Origin of the sequence: Flavobacterium tegetincola DSM 22377, from assembly GCF_000425485.1 — a bacterium.
Classification (GTDB): Bacteria; Bacteroidota; Bacteroidia; order Flavobacteriales; family Flavobacteriaceae; genus Flavobacterium; species Flavobacterium tegetincola.
Window position 1 is genome coordinate 23,407 of the sequence record NZ_AUDN01000029.1, and the last position, 23,731, is coordinate 47,137.

Sequence of the window (23,731 nt, forward strand, 5' to 3'; positions counted from 1 at the left end):
CGCACGTTTTAAAAATGCTTTTGGCTTCTACTATTTTTGTACGTTCAAATGCAAAAACTAACACATCTGAATGATACATGACAGTGTATTTTAAAAGATAGACTTATTTTACACTTCCGCTGATTGCGTTGCTACTTGTTCCAAAACTAAAGTCGCAATCTGATTGGAGATTTGATTGGCTATTTCTTCTTCCGTTCCGGAATAATTGTATTGAGATTTGTGCTGTTTTCCCTCAAACATAATGTGGATGTAAGTATTTGCGTTTTTCGCCCTATTTTCTTTTTCTACATCACAATGGGTGACTGAAACCAAAATATCGGCTTCATAATATTCCTTTAAGTGAACGGCCATTAAATGCGCGACTTCTTCAGATTCTGCACCATACTTCTCAATAATAGCGGCGTTGATGCCAAAAAAGTAGTCTTTCATGTGGTCTTTACAAGCTACAATTCCGCCCAATAAAGGAACGGTATTTTTATGTGCTTCCGAAAATTTCGAACACACAGATCCAGAGGAAGCGCCTTCTGCAAATGCAATGGTCAAATTTCTTTCCTGCAACTTATCAATACATTCAATTACTTTTAACGGTACCATAACTTTACTTTTTAGACATTCAATATTAATTTCAAACAATTATTAATCCACCACCTGCAACTGGTCTTCCATAAATTTTCCTGTAATCACATTGCCCAGATCGTCTTCCCACTCGGTTAGGACGTTTTCAATGAGCTCGGGCTCAAAGCCAATTACTTTCATCACTGGACCGCCGAATTCTTGCTGTACTTTATTTCCTTTCTGAAGCATTTTACTTTTTTTAATTGTATAAAATTAAAGGATTTAAGTGTGTTATGTTTTATGAAATTTTGGTTGGGAGTATTAAGAATTTGGGATTATTATTATATGAAAAAACCTGTGAGCGGATTGATGCTGACAGGTTTGGAGTTTGTTTAAAGTGGAATCAGAAAAAGGAATTACTTTTATTTTTTTTACCATATTCATTACATGCTATTTATCAACACATTATTTTTGGTAAATGAAGGACGATCCTATAGTAGCGTATTTAACTTCATAATAAGATGACAATCGGAAATGATGTGTTTTATTACAATTTTATCTTTCCATTTAATTGCCTGTCAAACCCATTTAAGTTTGCTTAGCAATTAAATGGATAAATGATTTGACTACTATTGATTCCTTATCTTATATGAAATTTCTACTTATTAATTATAATAAAATCCCTTACCTTTTTTGCTGTCAATTCGTTCGACTGCTCTCGTGGAATAAAATTCATTCTTTTGACATTCATTCTTTTGAACCAATCTTCCCAATATGTTTGCAAAATTTCAAAGTCAAAGCCCTTACCTGCTTTCCTTTCATTCACTTCGCATATTAAAACTTCTGTATTTGTTAGATCAATATCAATTTTTGGAATATTTAATTTATAATTTGTTATTACTTGTAACGTATTCCCATTTGTTACAGATTCATGTAGCTGTTTTTCCAATCCATAAATTTTCGTGTCTGCTGGTTTATTTTGAGCTTCTAAATACCCATCGGTAATGATCACAACTTTATTAACGAAATCATCAAAGAGAGTAGATTTTTTAATACGACTTCCTAGGTATCTTCTGATATAAAATCTATAATCTGCTCCTAAAGGTTTTCCTTTTGCTAATTCATACATCATATTCACACTTTGCTCAAATAATTGGTTTTTTTCATCTGTAAAAAATAGACGATTACTTTTTCCTTTATGACTTGAAAGGTCAAATTGCAGGTTATTTGCTATTTTTCCAAATTGTCCCTTTGCTTGGTCAATATCAGTAACATCAACAATTAATTTATCTTGCGTATCTTGATTCAATTTTGAAGACTCAATGAATGATTTCCAAATTATATTTAATACAAAAATGTCATTTTCTATTTGATCTGGATTATTTATTGTATCATTTATCCTTCTAGATAAATCAGGTATAATAATTAAATTTAAACTTGTTGGCGGTTTAGGCAACCAGCTAGCACATTCAATTAATTCATTCTCTGATAATTTAAAACTCGTTAATTTTTTCCTTATCTCAAACAAAAATTCTTCATCTTGATATAAATCTGCTTTATACTTATACCAAATTACTTCTACATCTTTTTTACTAAAACTTATATTAAGTTCATTTAATGCCTTGCTCTGTGAAGATGGTCTTGTAATCACATAAATAAATAGACCAAAAAACAATAGAAAACCTACTAAGATAAATAGTGGTTTTTTATCTTTCTTCTTCTTCTTTCTAATTTTAATATCTTCCATCATTTAATTGTCATAATTTAAATTTTGAGTTTTGTTTGTAAGCCAAACATTTTGCGCTTTTATTGCATTTTCAACTAAGGGAAGAGCTGAATCTGTATAAAAGTTATTATTAGTATAGTTTTGCCATCCACCCATGAATTCTCCAATAGAACCTTTTAGAGAGGATATATTAACAGGAATCACGCCGTTCTCGTAACCGATTATGTCTTTTTGTTTTTCTTCAATTTTACTTTCACAAGTTATTATGTCACTTTCAAATTTGTTAATTTTTGAAATTATTTCTGCCAATTCTTTACGTTTATCTCCAATTTTAGAATTTAAATTTTCTACCATTAACTTTACCTGTTCACTTTCAGTTTTTAAGTATGTATGACTTAAAACAAAATTTAATAAAAAACCCCAAACCACGTAAACGACAAATCCTAACACTAAAACTAAATAAAAATTTATATCAGAAAAGATCATATTAAATTTCCAAGTTTCGTTTGTTAATCCTGCATTAAATTCATTTACGTGAACTCCTTGAGAAATTTTATAGCCAATGAATACATCTGCTATCAACGTAATCAAAAGTAAGGAACTGATAATTCCGTATTTTGAACGTTTATTTTCTGCTTTCAATATTTTATTACTTTCAATAGACACGTGAATGTAAAAACCCATTGCGAGAAAAATTACAGGAAATAAAATAATTAGTGCAATTACACCTCCCCCTTTATTTAAAGCATCTGTGAATACATTTGGATTGATAAATCCCATGCTACCTTGCTTTATTCCATAAAAAGCCGAGTAGCCCGAAGAGGAATAGAAAACAAATAAATACATCGTCAACAGCAAGGTTATGAAAGCCCCAATAACAAATGATGAAGTATCACCTACTTCACCATCTCCATTTTTGATGTCAATTTTTTCAAGCTCTAATTCTTCAATCTGCTTTTCTTTATCATCTTTAAAACTCTTTAATGAAGATATTTCAGCATTACTATCATTTTTTTTTGTTTTTTCAGATTGTAATTCAGCTTTTAACTTTGAAATTCTATCTTTGAGACCTTGTTCATCTAATTTTTGCTCTTCCAAGAAATGATCATAGACATTATCAAGATAGCCATCAATAGCTGCAGGCTGAGATTGAGACTTTTGTGCTGATCTAAATCCATACTGAGAATAGGTTATAATTCCTTTGTCAGTCTTCGAATTGACTTGGTCATTTTGTAATTGTTCTGCCATAATATCTTTTATATTAATTACTGTTTTAATGCGTTCGGAGATAACTAAAGTGAATAAAAAGAAGATTTTTTATAAGTACTGCTTGAAATTTCCGAGTATTTCCGACACATTTATTTATTTCTAATTATTCTGCCATTTTGTAATTGGTTTCAAACAGTTTATCCAAATCATTGCTATAATAGGAGATACAAAACCGAAGAAGCCCCAACCTCCTGCGTTTCGATTTAGCTCTTTTGCTTTACCTGAGCATACAAAAACTCCAATTATTCTCAATACGAAAAACACGATAAAGATTCCACCTTCCATAATCTCTTTTTTTAAAATGTTACATTTAATTCTTCAATTGCTCTAATTTTTAACAATGTCAATTTTTCAAAATCTCTTTCGCTTTCAGATATTTCTTGAAAAATAGACTCTGCTATTTTTTGTTTTGAATTATTAATAAATCGATCAGGATGACATTTTTTAGTCAACTCCTTGTACAATGGCTTTGCGTTATGAATGCTACTCATCAATGAATCCATATCAATTTTAGTATCTTTTGAGTCATTTAAAGATTTACTTTCAAATTCTGATAATCTGTTAATTTTAGTTTTAAATTTTAGTTTATATAATAAGAACAGTATAATTAAAAACTCAACTAGTGCAATCCAAAAAATTATGGATTGGTAATTCGAAACTTTCTCTAGTGATATTAATTTAACACCTCCTTGTAAAATATTGTACATAGTTTTTTATTTTAAAATTCCACCTAAATTTGAAAAATCCATTAATTTCCATTTACAACCATTGAATCCCGTATTATCATGAACTTCTAAAGTATCCCAGCCTAGAGAAATGAGTTTTCTAACTAATGCATCATTATCCAAAACAACTCTTCCTACTTCAATAAGCTCACTATTACTTAATGCTTTTCCTGAAAGAGCTTTGATTCTAAATCCTCCACCCATCCATTTAGAGAAAGCGTGCCTATTTGAGGTTTCGCCTGAAGTTATTTTTGCTTCTAAAAGTGTTGGAGCAAAACCAGCTATGTAAGCATTTTTACCAGCTCGATTAAAATCTTTTACTAACTTGTACCTTTCTCCCATTTCTCCGAACCATTCAGAGATAACCATAATTTTATGCCACATATTTTTTTTATTTTATATTCTCAAACCTCAAATAACATTCCCTCCCATACTCATAACTCCTTTTCACTTTACAAAACTCTATTGGAGCTTTTAAATCATTTCGCATAAATGAAATGTAATTGTATAAGGTACGTTCAGAGATGGATAGCTTATCACTAAAGTCTTTCGGACTTCCGGTACAGCTGTTTCTAATGCAGTCATGTATTCGTATGATGATGCGGATATCCATATATTTTACAATTATACCGTTCTATACTGCAACTGCAATTCAGTGAAAAAAATAGCGCAGTAAGAATAGTCCTATTCTATGTGTAAGTAATTATCAACTTTTAAACAGTATGTAATACCTTTTGCAATGTCAAAAAATCAACTTGCTAAATAATAAGTATAAAAAACTTTTACTATAAAACATTTTGACAAACCTACGCTGAAGTAGAATCACTTCATTACGGTAAACCGTAATTCCATAAAATTTTTATAATTTACCACGAATACAGCATTCAATTCTTATAAACACATGAAGTAATTTAAACGAAGTTTGTAGCTTAAATTCCCTCTTTCTCCCTCAAAAATCCAAAAAGTCCAACCTCACAAAAAACCTTTGTCAAGTTGGACTTTATCAATAAAATCAAAATACTTAATTATTCTGCCACCAAATCCTTTAGCTGTTTTATAAACTTCTCACTGGCATAATTGGCGAAACCCTCATGTTGGAATCGGACGGCACCTTTTTTATCCAATACCACCGTTGTCGGTAAAGTTCCCGTGTAAATAGCATCTGGAACAGCGCTTGCAGGTTGATAAAAAGGCATTGTAAAGCGTTGGTTTGCCAAGTAGGCTTTTGCTTTTTCCACATCCTTTAGATCTGGATTTACAATTAAAAACACAACATTTGGATCGTTTTCAAATTTCGAATATAGCGTTTGTATCGACGGAAATTCGGCACGACACGGACCGCACCAAGACGCCCAAAAGTTAATAAAAACGACTTTTCCTCTTAATGATGCTGTATTTTTTAACGTTCCTTCAGCATCGGTAAATGCAAAATCAACATTTGAAATAGGAGTTACCTCAGTCGTTTTTTCGTCTATCGTTGCGTTGAATATTCCGGTCAACATCATTTTTTGGATGACCCAGGATTTTGCATCTGGATTTACCAACATCGTGATCAGTGCAATTGCCATCAATAGCGAAACGCCGTGCTTTTTGATGAATTGCCAAGCTTTATTCTGGTTAGGTTTCGGTTTACTGTTGTTTGTAGGAGTCAAAATATACGGTTTTTCGTTTTGTACCAAAGGTCGTAAATTACTTTTGAGTAGAAGTACATCTTTTGACCTTTCGCTCTTCACAACCGTACTAGACTGAACATATCCAGCATCAAACTGTCTTTAAACTTTAAAACTTGATCAAATTATGAAGAAAATTTGTAAAAAAAAGGAGCGTAATTAATTTACGCTCCTATTATATAAATTTAGACTATTTGGCTTGCAGCTTCTTAGAATTATTTTTAACGCTCACTTATTAAAGGAAATAGTTCTTCAAATTTTGCAACTAAGCTTTTACCCTAATATTTCCACGTATCCATTTGAGTTTTTGCGTAGCGAATGTAAAAATTCTTAGGGCTGCTTTCTTTAAAAACTTTTACTGGAGTCCGTCCTTTTTGATCACAGAATTCATTTTTCGCTACTTCCATTGCCTTATCTTGTGAAATATTAGTTATTTCTGAAACATAGAAATCATTTTTTACATTAAATTTAGCTTCCTTCTCTCCTATTTTATAACTAATACTATTATAAAACTTTAAAGGTGAAGATGTTTCAGAAAAAGATTTTTTACTAGTTTCTCTTTTAGAAGGAAACCTTAACATATCGCAATCTCTGAAGACCGTTTCATTGATTTTAAATTCAGAAATAGTTTTTGAAGCTTTTGATGGAACAGCAACCACTTTAGATTCAATGGTTTCAACTCCATTACTAAAATTATTAACTGTAGATTTTGTCGCAGTTGCCGTGCTTAGTAAAAAACCTATTTTTCCATAGCTAACACTTGAGCTTGCCTGACTTGCTGAAGAACTGGAATTAACAAACACTCTGTTTTGGTAGTAATCGTAAGCACTTCCGTTTATTACGTAAAAACTCTCATCAAGTAACAGATATATGGTTTGGTCCGTTTTATTAAAAAAGCTAAAACCAGCATTTCCATTATTCTCCCAAAGATTGTAATCTATTCTGCAATTTTCATCTTCGAATGCTATGCTGTTCTGACTCGTGTTTTTAACGGTACTTGATTCAGTTTTGTAAATTTGGAAATAGTTTTTTGTGGTACAAGACATTGCAAGTATTCCTAGAAATAAAAGCGTAATTTTTTTCATTTGTAAATTGTTTTTAAAATATTCATCAAAATTACTAATCAAAAAAATAGCTGTTTTACGGTTTCCCATAATTCAAGTAAAAAAAAAGGAGCGTAATTAATTTACGCTCCTAAAAGTACAATAGATTGATTTGGCTTTAATTGATTTGACTTATTTGGCTTCGATTTGCAGATATTTATTTGGACTACTCATTCTATAAATAATAAAATGAACTCCTTGGCTTTTACTTCTGCAAACATATAGCATTAAAATACAGTTACATTACGGTTTCCCGTAACCGAAGGAAATTTCTTATAAATCTTTTTTGAATGACACTAATTATAGATGCTGAAATAGATTCAGCAGGACAAATGCTTTATTCAAAACTTACTTCATCACGCTGGAATTGAGAGGCTGAAATAAATTAAACAGGACAAACCCTGAACTGAAAACTGAGACTGCTGCTAAAACTAAATAATCCCTAAATCTTTCGCAATCGCCACCAAATGCACCGAATTATTGGCCTGAAAATAAATTTTAAGTTTATTCAAATGCTTTTCAATCGAACTTTTACTGTTTGGCGTCACGCCTTCCAGTTTCAATACCTGCTCCATCTGTTCCTGACTCACGCCTAACGAAAGTTTTTTCATCAATATAATGTCGTACGCATCAATTTCTGTAGTTGGATTTTCTTGCATAAGCGACCAAAGTTCGGCCGATACATTATTGGGCTGGTTTAAAAAAGCTTTCTGAACCGCTACCTTCAAATCATACATTGTATTGCGACCTTTCAATACGTAGCCGTTTATTTTCAGATCATCAAAAAGCGCTTTTATGCAATGCGACCGATCTTCAATAGAAAAGACAATCACTTTTAATTCTGGAAATAAGGATTTTACGGCTCGCGTTAATTCTTGACCCGAATTCAATTGGTTGATTTGATGATCGGATTTAAATGATAAATCACTCACCAATAGATCAAAAGGAACTCCATCCAGAGCGGCTCGCTTTAATTTCAATAAAGCATCATCGCAATATTTACTGTATTGCACTTCCTGAACGCCCAATTCTTTAAGAACCTGAGCAGCACCTACATCATTAAAATCAATATCATCGGCAATCAAAACTTTTGTAAACATAAAGTAGTCTTTAGTTAGGAACTATAATTTTCGCTTTAAACCCTTTTGGGCTTGAAAAGTCAAAGGTAAGTTGTCCTTTGATGGCTTGAATACGGTTTTCCGCATTTTGCAAACCATTTTTAAAAATAGCGGTTTCAGAACAACCTATTCCATTGTCGGAATACGTTACACTCAGCTCCTTTGCACCTCCATCAAAGCCAATAACCACAAAGCTTGCTTGACTGTGTTTCTTCATATTGACCATCAATTCCTGTAAGACGCGCTGGACCGCAATTTTTTTATCATCCGACACTTTTGACCAGTCAATTGGTGCTCCATTTCTAATAATGACTTCAATTTTCGCACTTTTAAAACTGCTCAGCATTTCCTTTAAATACTTAAAAAAAGTTGCACCCGTATCAATCGGACTGTTTTCCTTGGAAATGTTTCGCGTTTTAGTATAAATTTTATCCAAGCTATTTAAAAGTTGCTCCCGCTTTTCACTATTTTCTAAATCTTGCGTTTCGGCAAAATTCATTGTGTAAAAAACATCATTTGCCAGTTCATCATGCACCATCTTTGAAATTCGAGTTTCGGTGCTGTAGGTGGTTTTTAATTGTTCTTGTCTGCTTTTCACTTTATAGTAATGAATGAGATAGGCTATAAAAAGCAGCAAACTAACTACACCAAAAATCATCAAATAATTTTGCAATTGCTTGGCTTGCAATTTTAAATCAACGGCTGCTTTTTCTCCTTTATATTTCAAAGCATCTAAATTCGCCTTTTGGGAATCATATTTAATTTTGGCAAACTGATTTTTAGCCTGATTTCGAACTGTCGTTATACTGTCATTTAAATTTGAAAAAGCCACTGCATAGGTGTTGGTCCCAACTTTAGAATGATACGCCATCAAGAACGATAAGGCACGTAAACGTTCATCCACACTCCGGTGTTTTGTGGCAAGTTGATAGGCTTGAATTGCATGATTTTCAGCTAAATTGTATTCTTTAATCTGGTAATAATCGGCCAAATGCAGGTGACTCATAATACTTCCATAAGAATCGTCTGCCTCCGTCCGAAGTTGTAAAGCAGCTTTGAGCAACTCTAATCCTCGAGCGTCTTCATTATTTTTATAATAAGCAAAGCCCAAATTATCCATTATTCGCGCTTTATTTTGCGGTAAAGTATCCAAAAATGGCGCGTTTAAATACGGTTCTAAAAGCAAAATTGCGGACGGATATTTTTTTTGTTCTATATATATCGCAGCAACGTTATTGGCTACAGCCGATTGATTTACAGCATCTTCAGTAAGCGGAAGCAATTGCTTATAATACTTTACCGCCTGCGAATAATCTTTCACTTCCTTTGCCGCAATTCCAAATAAATTTAAAGCTGCCAGTTTATGATCTGATTCCGCAGCAAAATAGGGCATCGCTTCCGTCAACGTTTCCTCACTACTCGAATAATCCGCCACCGTTTGTTGCAAATAAGCCATTGCCAACGAAGTATACGCCACATATACACTGTCGTTTTCCTCAACCGCCAATTCTTTCGACCTACTGAAAAAATAAAACGCACTATCGTACTGATTGACCGATTGAAACTGGCCAGCTTTTGAAGCGTAAAATGAAATTAAGGTATCATTAATAGTGTTGGAAACGGCATTTTCATCAAGCGATTTTTGGTCTTGTTGTTGACATGAAAAAGTAAGAAAAATCGTTAATACATATAAAATCGGGGAACGCCACATGTTCTGTTCTTTTCCCCGAAATTACTCTTTAATTGCAAAATGCCTGCATTATTTTTTCTTTTTTGGAGGAAAAATAATAAAAGGTTGATCTCCAGGTCCGTCACCATCCTCAAAAGTAGTGTACTCATTTGACGGAATGCTGTCCAGTTCCGGTGCATTTAAAAGGCGCGTTTCATCGCCCAATTTCTCGTTTTTCTTATCCATTTCTATTACCGATTCCGCCTCACAAGAAACAGTCGTTGCACCAATTGCAGCCACCAACGCCGCTAAAATAATTTTCTTCATTTTAATATAGTTTAAATTAATACTCCTTATTTGGGCGTGACCCTTTAATGGCTCGTTCTCGGGAACGAGCCATTAAAGGGTCGGGCTGTACGCTCCCGCTTTTATTGCTTTTGAACAAGCAATAAAGAGCTCCACTTCCATCCCTCACGCAGTGCATTTCCACATCTCCACTCCTTTTCAAAACCAAATCATCCTCTGCTAAACCGCTCAGAAACATGAAAAACACAAGTGCACGAAATGCCAACCAGCGATTGATTCACTTGGTCATTTATCTGTTTTTAAAAGAAATAGCGTGGTGGATTAAAAAGCGTTTGATTCCCACTTTTGGAAAAAAAAAAGTCACTGCGGAAAGCCGACTTTATTTTGAAGTAGTTTTGTACATTTGTCTGAATCGCAAATCCAGACCTAACCAATTCTGAAGCAAAGAAACTGCAGTGTTAAACCGCTGTGATAAAGGAATTCCCAGAATTCCTAGAATTCCTAGACATTCCTTCCAATACCCAAAGGCTTATGAAAAACAATACTTTAGAAGATTATAAAAAAGCGATTCGAGAAAAGTATGAGGTGGATAAAACGGGTATCCATGCACACTTTTTATTGCAACCTTCAAGAGCCCGATTGCGCGATTTGTGCTTTGAATGGTTCAAGGAACATCCCAATACATCGGACTTAAATTCGTTTCGCGCATTCTTGGGTTTTGATTTTGATTCGAGCACGTTGAATAAGCTTAAGGTCGCAACTGATAAATTTAGACCTCTAGAAACATTCCTAAAAGGCGAGACCGATTTGACCGATCTAGCAGCCGTGAATATGGTGGCGGTTTTGGTAAATTTTCAACCCCGACCTTTTTTAAAATTTGCAAAAACAGAAAATCCAGCAACCGAACTGCAATCTGCTAATGCTACTTTGAGCTTCGAAGTTCAAAAGCAGGAGCTCGAAGTATCAACACCAAACAAGGCATCATACCTCCACATGGAAAAAAATGCTAAAAAGAATTTATTTCAAAAAAGATGGTATTTTTTTATAGCTCCTTTATTACTTGTTTTACTAAGCATCTTTGGCTACAAAAAGTGGAATCAGAAAGAATGCATGCAATGGAACGAAGATCATTACGAAATGGTAGATTGCAAAACCGCACAATTGGGATTACTACATTCAGCTGAAAAAGTAGTATGGGACGAAACCGCTTTTGCTCTTAAAAAGATTACCGTTTCCGATAGCACCACTTTTTTCAACAATGAAAAACCGCTCATTTGGTATTGCAAAAGAGGACAACAAATAGAGTATTTTAACGGTCCTGGTTTCCATCCCGAAAACGGAAAAGTGTTAAAACCCATTACCACTTATATGATCAATAAATATGTTGTAAAAAAATAAATCCCAATTTCCAACTTCATAAATCACAAATCCTAAATCGTAAATCCTAGATCGCAAATCCTACATTCCAAATGAAAATACTCCACACCTCCGATTGGCATTTAGGCCAACTTTTTCACGAGTACGACCGCACTTTTGAACACCAACAATTTTTAAATTGGCTACAAGCTGCATTAGTGACCGAAGAAATTGAAGTTTTGTTGGTCAGCGGTGATGTATTTGATATTTCAAATCCGTCGGCTGCCTCTATTCGGATGTTTTATTCTTTTTTACAGAAAGCAACACAAGATAATCCGGCGTTGCAGATTGTTATTACAGCAGGAAACCATGATTCGGCATCTCGATTGGAAGCTCCAAAGCCGTTGTTGGAATCCTCAAACATTCACATTATAGGTACGATCGAAAAAAATGCAGATGGAAGTATTAATTATGAAAAATTAGTCGTTCCATTAAAAAATAAATCGGGAGAGATTCAGACGTTTTGTCTTGCAATTCCATTTCTACGCACCGGAGATTATCCAACAATTGCCGAAGCAGAAAATCCATATACTGAAGGAGTAGCTCAATTGTATCGTGACGCTTTTGAATACGCATCTCAGCATAAGCATGCACACCAAACCATCATTGCTATGGGACATATGCACACGCAACAAGCCGAAATTTCTGAAATGGACACTGCGGAACGCAAAATCATGGGTGGCGTGGAATGTGTTGCAGCAAATGCTTTTGATGAAAATTTAAAATATGTGGCTTTAGGTCACATTCATAAAGCGCAACGCATTGGCGGAAAAGAGCACATTCGGTATTCTGGAAGTCCGCTTCCTATGTCGTTCTCAGAACGGAATTACAAACATCAAGTCATAGTTTTTGAATTGGAAGAAGAAATAAAGCATTTAAAAATGCTTGAAATTCCCGTTTCGATTCCGCTTTTAAGAGTTCCGTTAAATCCACATCCGCTAGAAGATGTAATTGCAGCTTTGCATCAACTAGAAGATAAAAATGACACTACACCTGCTCCATACCTTGAAGTACAAGTACTTTTAGCAGAACCCGAACCAGGATTGCGGCATAAAGTGGAAACTGCACTTTTGGGTAAAAATGTACGATTGGCTCGTATTCAACCTCATTATCCAAACCGAGAAAAAGAATCCAGTTCCCATTATTCACAAGAATTGCTGAACGAATTACAACCGACTGACGTTTTTTCAAAATCGTATCAACTGAAATACAGTGCTGAAGTTCCAGAACATTTGATGGCGCTTTTTCAGCAGACGGTGAATGAGGTTGGGAATGTGGAGTGAGGAATAGAAGAAAGAGAGAATAGAATGTAGAGAATAGAGTATAGAGTATAGAGAATAGAAAATAGAAGATGGAAGTTGGAAGTTGGAAGTTGGAAGATGTGAATTTGAAGATGTGAGTTGGAAGTTGGGATATGGTAGATTGAAATTGGAACATAGAAGAAAATAATTGAAACAAAGCAATTTTGCTTTTTAATAAAATAGAATGAAAATACTTGCCATACGAATTAAGAATTTGGCTTCATTGGAAGGAAGTACTGAAATTGATTTTACCAGCGAACCTTTGGCGTCGGCCGGAATATTTGCCATTACTGGACCCACTGGTGCAGGAAAATCTACCTTATTAGATGCCTTGTGTTTGGCACTTTATGGAAAAACACCGCGGTATTTGCAGGCTAAAGAAGGTGGGATTGACATCCAAGACGTTAAAGGCAGCAAAATGACGCAAGGTGATGTTCGGGGAATTTTGCGAGACGGAACCGCAGATGGTTATGCAGAAGTCGATTTTGTTGGAATTGACGGCCAATTTTATCGTGCCACTTGGAGTGTTCGAAGAGCACATAGTAAAGTGGACGGAAGTATGCAAAGCGCAAGTATAACTTTAAAAAATATTTCGAGCAACATTGACTTGCCCGGAAAAAAAGTGGAAACCGAGCGAGAAATTGAACGTTTGGTGGGATTAAATTTTGAACAGTTTACACGCTCGGTGCTTTTGGCACAAGGCGATTTTACAGCATTTATGAAAGCCAGCAAAGATGAGAAATCGTCCCTGCTGGAAAAATTAACAGGAACACACATCTACTCTGAAATTTCCAAGAAGATTTTTGAAAATAATAGAAATGAAGATCAAAAACTCCGCGAATTGCACATTCGAAGTCAAGGTGTTACCACATTTTCGGAGGAACAAATCGCGGAGTTTAAAGACGCAGCACTGGCTTTAGAGGTGCAAATCAGCTCAATTAATATTGAAATAGAGCGGTTGACAAACGAAATGAGTTGGCACGAGCGGTTGTTTCAACTAGAAGCGGATAAAGCAATTGCTTTAGAAAACTTTGCCAAAGCAGAGGAAATTTTAAAATCGTCTCAAGGTAGAAAAGATAAATTGGGTCAAATAGAACAAGCGCAAAATACCCGCTCTTGGCACGACGCTTTGCACCACAGTCAGAACCAATTGACGGAGCAAAAAACAGTTTTAGATTCACTTCAACTCAAAATAAGTGCTTTAAAAGAAGCCCAATTGCAGTTGACCAATAGCGCCGAAAAGGAACAATTAAACCTTACACAGCTGACAGAAATTCAAAAGGAAGCGCTTCCGAAATTGGCTGCCGCCAAAAAATTAGACACGCTGATTGCGGAAAAAACAAAGCAGAAAAATACAGCCGCGAACGAAGTAGAATCTGCAAAATTGAAAGTAGCACTTCACAGTAAGGAAGTGACTCAGAAAGGCGATGAGCTAAAGCAATTTTCAGCGGAAATTCAATCGGTTCAGGAATGGCAGACTAAATTTGAATCCAAAAAATCAATTGCAGAGCACAAAGATTTGATTGTTTCAAAGCTGCAAGATGCGGAAAAATTATGGCAAGCCCTTAAAAATGCAACCGCTGAAAAGATTATTTTAGAAGAGAAAGCTGCACTTTCCACACTAGAACTTAACAAGCGTGCTGCGGCATTTGAACAAGTGGAAAATGAATTTGAAACACGAGAAAAAGTTTACAGTACAAAAGTTTCGCAACTTTTAATTGTTCCAATTGAGCGTTTGCAACTTGAAAAAGACGAGACCGACCGAACGCTTACGGCTGCAATTGAAGCTCAGGTTGTATGGAATGATCTGTACACGTTGAAAAAAGATTTTGAGGCATTGCGCCAAAAAGAACGTACAACTCAAGTTGATTTTAAATTAAAAAACCAACAGTTTCAGGAAATTCAAATAGCGGTTCAAACTGCTTCTGTAATCAAAGAAACTTCAGAGAAATTGCTTCAAAAGGCGCGTTTGTCCGCTTCGGAAAATGTGGAACTGCTTCGAGGGCATCTAACGGACGACGAACCTTGTCCCGTGTGTGGAAGCGAAAATCATCCGTACGCTTTACACAATCCACAATTGGATCAGGTGATGGATACGCTGGAAAATTTGCATAAAAAGAATGAAAAATCATACTTAGAACTGTTTGGAAATAGCAATCGATTGCAACAAGAGTGCAAGAATTTAAGCCAATTAATTGCGTTACAAAAGACGGAAATTGACGCTAAATCTGCTCTAATTGATTCTAAAAATCAGGCTTGGAATGCACTGTTTTTTGCAAAAGAAACGGAAACCATTGCGGAAGAAAACAAGGCGCTTTGGCTTTTTGAGAAAATTCAGACACTCAAAATTTCACAAGCAGATTTGCAGTTGAAAATTAAAGCAATTTCCGACGAGAAATCGCAACTTGAAAAAGATAGAATTCAGTTGGATGTTTTAAAGGAACAGAAAATTTCGCTTTCAGATGGAATCAAGGTTTTGAAGAGTCAAATGGATCTTTTTAATGAAAAAGGCAATGGTTTAAATCAGAATATTGTGGACTTTGATACCGATTTAAAAGCTGTACAAGAAGGTATAACCCCTCATTTTTCAGCTTCCACTTGGATTGAGAAATGGGAAGAGCAGCCAAGCGAATTTGTAACTTCACTAAATAATTTTGCGCAAGAATGGAATGCCAAAAAAGAACAGTTGGAACGAAATGTCAACCAACACGCTTTGGCATCGGCAACGCTACTTCAGCTGCAACAGCAGAGCAAAAATTTGGAAGAAGATTTGAATTTAAAGTTGAAAAATTTAGATGTCATATCGCATGAATTTGACACACAAAAAGCGGAACGGGTATTGATTTTTGACGGACAATCGGCGGAATTGATGGAAATACAATTTGCCACAGCTGTAGAAAAAGCGCAGCATATTGTGCTTTTGATTCAAAATAATTTGCAGCAAAACAAAATTGATTTGGCTACAGCCGAAACTTCCTTTAATGAAACAACGGCGAATACAGCAAAAGTTGGTACGGAAATAATGCGGGCAAACGCGGCGATTACAGATTGGTTGCAAACCTTCAATTTGAAATCGCAGTCTACTTTAAACTTTTTGGAATTGCGTGAATTGTTAAACTTCTCGCCAGAATGGATTGAAAAGGAGCGAAAAGAATTACAAAGCTTTGCAGAAGAACGCACGAAATCAAGTTCAATTTTAGCAGAACGCACGCAAAAATTTTCGGAACACGTTGCAAAAAGACCCTCAGAAAGACAAGTTGAAGTACTAAAATTGATTTTTGAGAAAGCAAAAGCACAAAGTGAAATTTGGTTGCAAGAAAAATCTGCCATCGTATTTAAACTAAAAGAAGACGAACAGAATAAAATAAAGTTGGGCAGCTTGTTGCGCGAAATTAATGCGCAAGCCCTGATTGCGGACAATTGGAACAAACTAAATGACATTATTGGTTCGGCTGATGGAAAAAAGTTTCGTCAAATTGCACAAGAACACACGTTGGACGTTTTATTGAGTTATGCTAATTTGCATTTGCAAGACTTGACCAATCGCTATAAAATTGAACGCATTCCGAATACTTTGGGACTTCAGGTGGTGGATCAAGATATGGGAGATGAAATTCGAACCGTTTATTCCCTTTCAGGTGGCGAATCCTTCCTAGTGTCACTTGCTTTAGCTCTTGGATTAGCGTCTCTTTCGTCGAGCAAAATGAAAGTAGAATCCTTATTTATAGACGAAGGTTTTGGTTCACTTGACCCAAATACCTTAAATATTGCGATGGATGCATTGGAACGCTTGCACAATTTAGGTCGGAAAGTAGGTGTGATTTCGCACGTTCAAGAAATGACCGAACGGATTCCGGTACAGATAAAAGTGAGTAAAAAAGCCAGTGGAAGAAGTAGTGTGGAGATTGTGGGGGTTTAAGAGTTTATATGTTTATTTCATCAGGTACGGGAAACCGTAAAATAAAGTGAATCTCTTTATTTAGATTTGTAACGTTCAATGTTACGATTTTATTTAAGCCATATAAAACTAAGTAATCAACTAATTAATAACAACTTACACGTAATACAATTTAAATGCGTTTCTGCCGGTAGTCATAACAAATATTATAAAAGAAATTGCAGAAATCAAGAAACCGGAGATGGAATACAGTTTGTAAGAATTGTACAAAATTAGTCAAATTAAATAGCACACTGCTAATGTCACACCAAAAGTCACGTTCACTATTCACGAAAAATTACATCTTATATACTATTATTTTCATCTTGGGCAGTGGAACATCATTTGCGCAACGCATTACTTTAAGCGAACTCCAAATATTTTGTAGTAATAAAAACTGGGAAACGACCAATAAAAATTTGCTGTTACAGAAATGGGATTATTATGATTCTACTAAAGGAGATGATGAACATTATGATCTAATTACATGGGCAAATGGAAGGAATTACAACAATGATAAGAAAGCTACGGCTTGGTTAACATTATATAATTATGACGACTTACCCAATCGGATTATGTATCGTTTTAGACAAAAAGAATATTACACTGCAATACAATCCCAGCTTAAATCTTTTGGCTATGGACTTACAGATGAATCTATACACGACGAAAAGTTAGTAGCTACGTATGAGAACATGGCTTTTGTTTTAAAGATTGCTTATAAAAGAGAAGTGGATGAAGATGAAGTGGAAGACAATTATTATTCCAACTCCAAAAGAACATTTACAGTTTATGAAGCAAGTATTTATAAGAAAGGTGGCGTTTTTGATCCCAACAATGGTTTTAAAAAAGATTACGATGAGAACGGCACTTTAACTTTTGAGTACTTTTTAAAGAACAGTAAGATAGAAGGCAAAGCTACTCGATATAATTCTGACGGCAAGATAACAGCTCTCTTTAATTTTAAAAATGGTAATAAGCACGGTAAAAATAGTTCCTATATATTTATCGAAGATGCTGATGTATATATTGAAACTATAAGTACTTATAAGGATGGATTCTTAAATGGAAAAGTAATTGAATATGTAATTTCTCCAGACGAAAAATATATCTCGAGCGTCTTTTCTTATAAAAATGATATACTTGAGGGCAAAGCCTATGCCTCTCGGAAAAGTATTATCAAAGAGATGCAGTACACGAATAATCTTTTGGAAGGAAGTTATAAAGAATATCTGGATATGAAAAGTGTTGTGTATGGTGGTCTAGGTAGGATAGATACGTTATCCATGCCCAAATTATTGCTTTTAGAGCAAAATTACAGCAATGATAAACTAGAAGGCTTTGCAAAACGCTATGATATCAGTGGAGTTAAAATAGCAGAAGGATCTTACAGAGATAGTTTAAAAACAGGAACTTGGAACTATTATTATGATACACAAACCAATAGCGATGGCTCCACTGCAGATGGGTCTGGAGAATTGCATTGGATTGTAAATTATAAAAATGGGTTACTGGATGGTGCTTCCGAAACGTTTTCTGTTTCTGAAAATGTCATAATCAATTGTCCTGAAGGTTTAAACAAAGACGAAGAATGTTATAAAAGAGTGATCGTCCGTTTTCATTTAATTTCTAATTATAAAGAAGATGCGCTTGATGGTTTTTATGAAATGAAACGCAATAATGGCGAACTCTTATCTAGAGGCCAATACAAAACAGATCTAAAAGATGGAAAATGGATGCACTACTCTATTTCGCGATTTTCTGATTTAGATGTTAGCGGGCCATCCTATGAAACAGGAAATTATAAAAATAATTTAAAGGAAGGACCTTGGGAGCGCTTTAGTGACGATCAATCCCTTCTTGAATCCTATCATTATAAATTGGATAAAATTGACGGCAAACATATAACGTATAAAAACGGGCTGCCGGTTATGAATAAATATTTCAACGTTGAATATTTTAAAAAATTTGAGGTTTTAGAAAATAGACAGCAAAAAAGAAGTGTTGAAATTATCAGCGAAAATTCTAATTTCTACACGTTAAAAGATATTTTTTATTCAGGAAATGGCACGGAACTACTTACCATTAAAATAGACAAGAAGGGAGATTTTTTAATTTCCAGCGCCAATTTTCCATCCACATATGAGCATCTGTTGCCACAGTTAAAGATAAAGGAAGGTCTATATGAATTAACTTCTAAAGATAAACAAATACTATCCACTGGAAATTATGTTGAAAATTTGAAAGACGGAATTTGGAACGATCTTTATTTGAATCAGGGCGTTCAAGTCACGACGATGTGGGAGCGCGGACTGGTGGAAAGTGAAACGTATTGGGATGTAAAACAAATGCGGGATTTTAGTGGTGAATTTATTTATTTGAATATTCAAAACAATACTAGAGAAGAGCGAAAAATCAAAAATGGAAAGCGTAATGGCACCACTCGTTACAAAGATGAAGACGACAAAACCATAAGAAAAGAGTCCTACAAGGAAGGTTTTATAAAGGAGTGATTTGTTGAAACGCTTATCTACAATGGTTTTACAATGTTTTGTATAAATTTCGGGAGCATCTTTATTGCAAATTAATTGCAATAGTTAATTAACCATTGCAATTAATTTGCACTCGTACAGAAATGAAAACTTTGTTAATCAAATAGCATACATAATTTTAATCAAAAGTCTACTAATATTTACAAAATGGTATTAATTTATTGCAAGACGCATTGACCGTACCAATGGCAGATAATTAAAATGCTAAAAATGTGATTACTATAATTTTATTAAATTATAATAATTTAACTTATTATTATTAGATTATTTACGCTAGTTTTGCGAAATATTAAGTTCTTACAAGATTTTAAATAATATAAGCCTAAACAAAATATTATCAACACCGCATACCTATGAAATCAAATTACTTTATTATCTTTTTATTGTTTGTCTTTAATTTTGGATATAGTGCAGATCTGGCAAAGCCTTTTGCTGCTTCGGCAACGATTACTGGGGGAACTACTGTTTGTCAAAATGCTACTAACGTTTTAGTTACTTTTACAGGAAGTGGTGGAACTGCTCCTTATACTTTTGTTTATACTATTAACGGAGGTTCAAATCAAAATGTAGCTTCTGGATCTAACAATTTTGCAAGTGTAACCGTTACTACATCTGCAGTAACAGAGTTTAGTTATAAATTGATTAGCGTTCAAGATGCTTCTGGTACGGAAGTCTTAACTTTAGATCCAGTAATTGTAAAAGTGATAGCCCCATTTACAGTTTCAGCAGGGTCGAATATGGTGGTTTGTAGAGGAAATCCTATCAATTTGACATCAAGTGTTTCAGGAAATGGAAGTAATGCTGTTACCTACTCTTGGACAGGACCAAATGGGTATGTTTCAAATCAGCAATCTCCGACTTTAGCAAGTTCCACTATTTTAATGTCTGGAAATTACACTGTGACTGCAAAAGTTGGAAATTGTCAGGTGAATGACGATGTGGTAATAACGATTCTCGAGCCAAAATTAGCTGGCGCACAGCTGCAAGATTATAATGGAAGTGAATGGCTAGTAAAATGTACAGAGCCTGGCACACCGACAGGTAAGATATTTGTTAGTAATGGGGTACCAAATAATTTGCAATCATATGTCAGTAGTTATTCTATTAATTGGGGTGTACCTGGAGTGCCAAACTTTACATCTACATCTGGGGCTTGGAGCACAAACAACATATATAACATTGGACTTTATACTTTAACTTTAACCATAAATACTACAAATGGATGTGTCATTTCTAAAAGTTATACTGTTTTTGTTGGTAATCAACCTGCTTCACCTCAAATTCAATTACCAGCAAATGCTCAAGGTTGTACTCCTTTCACTCTAGTGTTTCCTATAAGTGGTGTTTCAGAAAATGTTCCAGGAACAACCTACAAAATTACTTTTTCTGATGATTTAGCTAATCCTTTAACTTTTACACAGTTCAATATTCCGACTTCAATTACAAAAACATTTACTACAACTTCTTGCGGTTCAAGTTTTACTAACGGAAGTACTATAGAGAATAATGGTTTTGGAGTATCTATTCAAGCGGTGAATCCTTGCGGATCTGCAAGCTCTTCATCTGGCCCAATAAGAACATCATCAACTCCGACAGCAATTTTTACATTACCTGTAGTTGGTTGCGTTAATCAGATAATTACTACCAACAATCAGTCAGTTCCAGGGTCATCAGTTACAGCTTCAAGCTGCAATCCAAATGGTGGGAGATATTGGCAAATTACTCCATCTACGGGTTGGAATTTAAATAGTGGAACTTTGGGTGATAATGGTGGGTCTCCAGATGAATATGAAGGATGGACAAATGGTTCAGTGAACCTATCAATAAAATTTAATATAGCAGGAAATTATAGCGTTAAACTATTTGAAAGAAATAGTTGTTCACAAACTTCAGTTGATACTCAAACAATTTGTATTGAACCACCTTTAACTCCACTTTTCGCACTGAACACCAATTCAGGCTGCACTCCATTAGCCATAACAACAACGAACACAACAAATTTAGTTGCTCAATGTTCTCCTCCCATTTATGAATGGTCTGTAGGTTATGCGGCTGGAAATTGTGGCACAACATCTGGATATTCTTACACTAATAATACTTCGGCGACTTCTGCTAATCCATCCTTCAATTTTACTGAAGCTGGAACGTACACACTAACGCTCAAAACTACAAATAGCTGCGGCAGCACAACCACTTCTCAAACCATAGTTGTAAAAAAGCCGCCTACAGTTTCTATAAATCCTATAGCCACTTTTTGTGGTCCTGGGTCTATCACGCCATCTGCAACTATAAATTCTTGTGCGCCTGCATCGAGTACTTTAACATATGCGTGGAGTTTCCCTGGAGGAACTCCTGCAACTGCTGCAACTGCCAACCCTGGTTCGATAACTTATTCAACACCTGGTTCAAAAAGCATTACTTTGATAGTGACTAATGAGTGTGGGCCAAGTAACACTGCTACACAAATTTTTACTGTTAATCCTACTCCTACAATTACCAACACAGATTTAAGTCAAACAATCTGTTCAGGCACGGCTACGGCTCCAATTGTATTGACGTCAACTCCAGCAGGTGCCACATATACCTGGACAGCTGCGGCAACACCTGGGGTTTCAGGATTTACTGCATCGGGAACAGCAAGTACAATTCCTGCTCAAATTTTAACTACAACAAATACAAGTTCAGGAACGGTTACTTATACCATTACACCAAAAATTGGCGATTGTACTGGAACTGCGATTACTTATGTAAGTACCGTAAATCCAGCTCCTACAATTACAACCCAACCTGCACCTAGTACAATTTGCTTAAATGGTACAGCAACGGGATTGACTGTCGCAATAAACTCTAATTTTGGAGTGCCTACTTATCAATGGTACAGCAACAGCATAAATTTAACAACAGGAGGCACCGCTATTTCTGGTGCGACATCAGCAACTTTCAATCCGCCTACTAATGTAGTGGGAGAACTTTATTACTATTGCAAAATTACATTTCCTTCAGGAGGTTGTGTCGGCTTGACTTCTGCAACAGCTTTGGTAAAAGTTGTGGCCCTACCAATAATCACAACACAACCACTTGCTTTTCAAAATATATGCGTTGGAATTGTTATTGCCAATCCATTATCTGTAACTGCAAGTGGTGGATTAGGTATTGCTTCGTATCAATGGTTTTCTAATAGTACAAATGCAACAACAGGCGGAACTGCCATTGGTAGTGCAACAGGATCAACCTACATGCCACCCATTTTTACTACAGCAGGAACATATTATTATTACGTAATAGTAACTTTTCCAGGAAATAACTGTGGGAGTATTACTAGTCAGTCTGTAGTTATAAACGTCTTTGCTGATCCAACCATTACTTCGCAACCTATTGCTTCACAAACTTTATGTTCTAACGCCGCACCAACCAATTTGGTTATTGTAGCTGATGGTGGAAATGGAAGTTTTAATTATCAATGGTACAGTAACACTACAAATTCAACAAGTGGTGGGACTTTGCTTACGGGAGCTACTTCTGCATCCTATACTCCGCCAACTACAACAGTTGGTACTAAATATTATTACTGCATAATTACACAATCTACATTAGGTTGTAATGTTACAAGTGCAATTTCCACAGTAATTATAAATCAATCGCCTACTGCTTCTATTCCAGCAGGACCAATTACTTCGTGTATTGGCGGAAGCACGGGTACTTTAACGGTAACTACGGCAAATGGAGTTGGAACGCCAACCTATCAATGGTATTCTAATAGTGCAAACCAAAACACATTAGGAACTGCAATTGTTGGGCAAACAAGTTCAACCTTTTCACCGCCTTCAGATACTGCAGGAACTACATTTTATTATTGTTTAGTAACTTTTGATGCTATTACAGGTTCTTGTTCGACGGTAGCAACTAATACTTCAAAAGTCGAAATAATCCCAGCGGCGAATGTTTCTATTTTACCGATCACTCCGGTAAATTTATGTGTGGGCGTGACCATTTCGTCTCCATTAGCTGTTTCATATACTGGGGGAACTGGAAACCCAACTTACCAATGGTTTTCTAACACGACAAATTCAAATACAGGGGGAACTTTAATCTCTGGTGCAAATACTGCTTCCTACACGCCTCCTACTTTCAATACTGCTGGAACTTTTTATTTTTATGCCGAAGTTTCTCTTTCCGGAAGCGGTTGTGGTGCCGTAAATAGTGCCGCTGTTGCAATCACTGTTTCTGATGATCCAACAATTACTTCACAACCTATTGCATTGCAAACTTTATGTTCAAATGCAATTCCGACCGATTTGGTTGTTACAGCAACGGGCGGAAATGGAAGTTTTAATTATCAATGGTACAGTAACACTACAAATTCAACAAATGGTGGGACTTTGCT

At 35.3% G+C, this 23,731-nt stretch carries 17 protein-coding genes; 6 read left to right on the top strand and 11 right to left on the bottom strand.

All coding sequences use genetic code 11. The annotated features are described in order from the left end of the window. Window positions 1–108: 108 nt before the first annotated feature. The 11 genes from H602_RS19345 to H602_RS0108705 form a co-directional block, all read right to left on the bottom strand. Entirely contained in the window at window positions 109–594 is a 486-nt protein-coding gene (locus tag H602_RS19345; RefSeq protein ID WP_051224321.1) for a CinA family protein, read from the bottom strand. A gap of 42 nt (window positions 595–636) precedes the next feature. Further along, a complete protein-coding gene (locus H602_RS20095; RefSeq protein WP_169516028.1) occupies window positions 637–804 on the bottom strand; it encodes a hypothetical protein in 168 nt (55 codons plus the stop codon). 409 nt (window positions 805–1,213) lie between these two features. Continuing rightward, on the bottom strand, window positions 1,214–2,305 hold the full coding sequence (locus tag H602_RS0108660) for a hypothetical protein (RefSeq protein ID WP_026977652.1): 1,092 nt from the start codon (window positions 2,303–2,305) through the stop codon (window positions 1,214–1,216). Then, window positions 2,306–3,529 (bottom strand): hypothetical protein, encoded by a 1,224-nt coding sequence (locus H602_RS0108665; protein ID WP_026977653.1) that lies wholly within the window; start codon window positions 3,527–3,529, stop codon window positions 2,306–2,308. Window positions 3,530–3,846: 317 nt separating this feature from the next. After that, complete coding sequence (locus H602_RS0108675; RefSeq protein ID WP_026977655.1) at window positions 3,847–4,257, bottom strand: J domain-containing protein; 411 nt, start codon at window positions 4,255–4,257, stop codon at window positions 3,847–3,849. 6 nt (window positions 4,258–4,263) lie between these two features. Further along, window positions 4,264–4,659, bottom strand: a complete 396-nt coding sequence (locus H602_RS0108680; protein WP_026977656.1) for a hypothetical protein — start codon at window positions 4,657–4,659, stop codon at window positions 4,264–4,266. 641 nt (window positions 4,660–5,300) lie between these two features. After that, window positions 5,301–6,008, bottom strand: coding sequence for a TlpA family protein disulfide reductase (locus H602_RS0108685; protein WP_211224062.1), 708 nt, complete (start codon window positions 6,006–6,008; stop codon window positions 5,301–5,303). Between the two features lie 215 nt (window positions 6,009–6,223). Then, entirely contained in the window at window positions 6,224–7,030 is an 807-nt protein-coding gene (locus H602_RS0108690) for a hypothetical protein (RefSeq protein ID WP_157504992.1), read from the bottom strand. A gap of 449 nt (window positions 7,031–7,479) precedes the next feature. After that, the gene (locus H602_RS0108695; protein WP_026977659.1) at window positions 7,480–8,148 is read right to left on the bottom strand and encodes a DNA-binding transcriptional response regulator; all 669 of its coding nucleotides are present in this window, start codon (window positions 8,146–8,148) and stop codon (window positions 7,480–7,482) included. A 10-nt stretch (window positions 8,149–8,158) separates the two neighbouring features. Beyond that, the gene (locus H602_RS0108700) at window positions 8,159–9,877 is read right to left on the bottom strand and encodes a tetratricopeptide repeat-containing sensor histidine kinase (protein ID WP_026977660.1); all 1,719 of its coding nucleotides are present in this window, start codon (window positions 9,875–9,877) and stop codon (window positions 8,159–8,161) included. 48 nt (window positions 9,878–9,925) lie between these two features. Further along, the gene (locus tag H602_RS0108705; protein ID WP_026977661.1) at window positions 9,926–10,162 is read right to left on the bottom strand and encodes a hypothetical protein; all 237 of its coding nucleotides are present in this window, start codon (window positions 10,160–10,162) and stop codon (window positions 9,926–9,928) included. Between the two features lie 215 nt (window positions 10,163–10,377). On the opposite strand from H602_RS0108705, the gene H602_RS0108715 reads away from it, so the two are divergent. The 6 genes from H602_RS0108715 to H602_RS0108740 form a co-directional block, all read left to right on the top strand. Further along, window positions 10,378–10,581 (top strand): hypothetical protein, encoded by a 204-nt coding sequence (locus H602_RS0108715; RefSeq protein WP_026977663.1) that lies wholly within the window; start codon window positions 10,378–10,380, stop codon window positions 10,579–10,581. A 91-nt stretch (window positions 10,582–10,672) separates the two neighbouring features. Further along, window positions 10,673–11,539: a hypothetical protein gene (locus tag H602_RS19350; RefSeq protein WP_051224324.1), complete on the top strand. Its 867-nt coding sequence runs from the start codon at window positions 10,673–10,675 to the stop codon at window positions 11,537–11,539. A gap of 71 nt (window positions 11,540–11,610) precedes the next feature. Then, window positions 11,611–12,840 (top strand): exonuclease SbcCD subunit D C-terminal domain-containing protein, encoded by a 1,230-nt coding sequence (locus tag H602_RS0108725; protein WP_026977664.1) that lies wholly within the window; start codon window positions 11,611–11,613, stop codon window positions 12,838–12,840. 202 nt (window positions 12,841–13,042) lie between these two features. After that, window positions 13,043–16,777, top strand: a complete 3,735-nt coding sequence (locus H602_RS0108730) for an AAA family ATPase (protein ID WP_026977665.1) — start codon at window positions 13,043–13,045, stop codon at window positions 16,775–16,777. 278 nt (window positions 16,778–17,055) lie between these two features. Beyond that, on the top strand, window positions 17,056–19,308 hold the full coding sequence (locus H602_RS0108735; RefSeq protein ID WP_026977666.1) for a toxin-antitoxin system YwqK family antitoxin: 2,253 nt from the start codon (window positions 17,056–17,058) through the stop codon (window positions 19,306–19,308). Between the two features lie 392 nt (window positions 19,309–19,700). Then, window positions 19,701–23,731 (top strand): PKD domain-containing protein (locus H602_RS0108740; RefSeq protein ID WP_026977667.1); only part of this gene is annotated, 4,031 nt, incomplete at its 3' end.